General features: G+C 70.7%; 1 protein-coding gene and 1 pseudogene. Both read left to right on the plus strand.

Annotated features, from left to right (window positions below; translation table 11 throughout):
* Positions 1–147, plus strand: a pseudogene (locus ADBZ5U_RS07360) (TetR/AcrR family transcriptional regulator); the annotation flags it as partial.
* Between the two features lie 61 nt (positions 148–208).
* Positions 209–3,054, plus strand: a 2,846-nt coding sequence (gene mfd, locus ADBZ5U_RS07365; protein WP_526263926.1) for a transcription-repair coupling factor, incomplete at its 3' end; no start/stop codon positions are given.

Raw genomic sequence — 3,054 nt, forward strand, 5'->3', positions numbered from 1 at the left:
GCCCTGGTGGGTTCGGTGTCGATGACCGCGCAGTGGTGGCTGGACGCCCGGGAACCCAAGAAGGAAGTCGTCGCCGCCCACCTGGTGAACCTGATGTGGAACGGGCTGACCGGACTGGAGCCCGACCCGCAGTTGCACGACGGGTGAGCCCTATCGAATACTGGCCCACCACAACGCTTTTTGGCGTGCGGCATAAGCTGTTCCCATCATGACGGGGCGCCAACGAGTCCAGACCCCGCTGGCGGGTCTGGTCGACACCGCGCTGGCTGCCCCGCCCTTCGCCGAACTCGCCGACCGCGCCGCCGGGAGACCGCAGCAGCTGTCGGTGGTGGCCCCGGTCAGCGCCCAGTTGTTCGTCGCGTGCGCGCTGGCGCGCAGCGGACCGCTGCTCGTGGTGACGGCGACCGGCCGCGAGGCCGACGACCTAACCGCGGAGTTGCGCGGCGTGCACGGCGACGCCGCGGCGCTGTTCCCGTCCTGGGAGACCCTGCCGCACGAGCGGCTCTCACCCGGCGTGGACACCGTCGGCGCCCGGATGCTGCTGCTGCGCCGGCTGGCCCGACCCGACGATGCGGCGCTGGGCCCGCGGCTGCGGGTGGTGGTCACCACGGTGCGCTCGTTGCTGCAGCCGATGGCCGCCGACCTGGCCGAGATCGAGCCGGTCACCTTGGCGGCGGGCGCCGAAGTGGACTTCGAACAGCTGGTCGTCCGGCTGGTGGAACTGGCCTACACCCGCGTCGACATGGTCGCCAAACGGGGGGAGTTCGCGGTCCGCGGCGGCATCCTCGACGTCTTCCCCCCCACCGCCGAGCACCCGGTGCGGGTGGAGTTCTGGGGTGACGAGATCACCGAGATGCGGATGTTCTCCGTCGCCGACCAGCGTTCGATCCCGGAACTGGACGTCGGCGGCCCGGGTCACCCGGTGGTCGCCGTGCCGTGCCGCGAGCTTCTGCTCACCGACGAGGTCCGTTCCCGCGCCGCCGAATTGGGACGGCACGCACCGCGCGACGGGAACCGGATCAGCGGCGGCGTCGGCGACATGCTGGCCAAGCTGGCCGAGGGCATCCCGGTCGACGGCATGGAGGCGCTGGCGCCGGTGCTGCGGGAGGACCGGCCGGCCTCGCTCGTCGACCACCTGCCGGCCGGGACCCCGGTGCTGCTGTGCGACCCGGAGAAGGTGCGCACCCGCGCCGCGGATCTGATCAAGACCGGCCGGGAATTCCTGGAGGCCTCCTGGTCGGTGGCCGCCGTCGGCGGCGACGCGCCCATCGACGTCGAGCAACTCGGCGGCTCGGGTTTCGCCGAACTCGACGACGTCCGGGCGACGGCCACCGCCGGGGGCCACCCGTGGTGGACGACCAGCCAGCTGTCCTCCCCGGATGCCGTCGAACTCGCCGTCCGGGCGGCGCCATCGGCGCGCGGCCGCCAGTCCGGCGTCGAGGAGATCTTCGCGATGCTGCGCGCGCACGTGCTCACCGGGGGGCTCGGCGCGGTCGTCGCGCCGGGAACCGGCACCGCCCACCGCGTCGTCGAACAACTCCGCGAGCACGACACCCCGGCGGTGTTGCTGGGTCCCGGCGAACCCCCGAAGCCCGGCGTCGTCGGGGTACTGAAGGGCCCCTTGCACAACGGGATTGTGATTCCCGGTGCGCAACTGGTGGTGATCACCGAGACCGACCTGACCGGCAACCGCGCCACCGGCCCGGAGGGCAGGCGACTGGCGGCCCGGCGCCGCAACACCGTCGACCCGCTGGCGCTGACCGCAGGTGATCTGGTGGTGCACGACCAGCACGGCATCGGCCGGTTCCTCGAGATGGTGGAGCGCACCGTCGGCGGCGCGCGCCGGGAGTACCTGGTGCTGGAGTACGCCGGGAAGAAGGGGCCCGGCGCGAAAAACAGCGGGGCCGACAAGCTTTTCGTCCCGATGGACTCCCTGGATCAGCTGTCCCGCTACGTCGGCGGTGAGCAGCCCGCGCTGAGCAGACTCGGCGGCAGCGACTGGGCGAATACGAAAACCAAGGCGCGCAAGGCCGTTCGTGAGATCGCCGGCGAACTGGTCGCTCTCTACGCCAAACGTCAGGCCGCCCCCGGGCACGCATTCGCCCCGGACACCCCCTGGCAGGCCGAGATGGAGGACGCCTTCGGGTTCACCGAGACCGTCGATCAGCTGACCGCCATCGGCGAGGTCAAGTCCGATATGGAGAAGCCCGTTCCGATGGACCGGGTGATCTGCGGTGACGTGGGTTACGGCAAAACCGAGATCGCGGTGCGCGCGGCGTTCAAGGCCGTGCAGGACGGCAAGCAGGTCGCGGTGCTGGTGCCCACCACACTGCTGGCCGACCAGCATCTGCAGACCTTCACCGAGCGGATGGCCGGCTTCCCGGTGACCGTCAGGGGCCTGTCCCGGTTCACCGACCCGGCCGAGTCCCGCAAGACCCTCGAGGGCATGGCCGACGGCGGCGTCGACATCGTCATCGGCACCCACCGCCTGCTGCAGACCGGCGTCCGCTGGAAGGACCTCGGACTGGTCGTGGTCGACGAGGAGCAACGCTTCGGCGTCGAGCACAAGGAGCACATCAAGAGCCTGCGCACCCACGTCGACGTGCTGACCATGAGCGCCACCCCGATCCCGCGCACCCTGGAGATGAGCCTGGCCGGCATCCGGGAGATGTCGACCATCCTGACCCCGCCCGAGGAGCGCTACCCCGTGCTCACCTATGTCGGCCCGCAGGACGACAAACAGGTGGCCGCCGCGCTCCGCCGCGAACTGCTGCGCGACGGGCAGGTGTTCTACGTCCACAACCGGGTCGCCAGCATCGACAACGCCGCGGGCCGGGTGCGCGCACTGGTGCCGGAGGCCCGCGTCGCGGTGGCGCACGGCCAGATGCCGGAGGAACAACTCGAGCAGACCGTGCAGGGCTTCTGGAACCGTGACTACGACATCCTGGTGTGCACCACCATCATCGAGACCGGCCTGGACATCTCCAACGCCAACACGCTGATCGTCGAACGCGCCGACACCTTCGGACTGTCCCAGTTGCACCAGTTGCGCGG

The sequence above is a fragment of the Mycobacterium sp. genome, from assembly GCF_040398885.1.
Lineage (GTDB): Bacteria > Actinomycetota > Actinomycetes > Mycobacteriales > Mycobacteriaceae > Mycobacterium.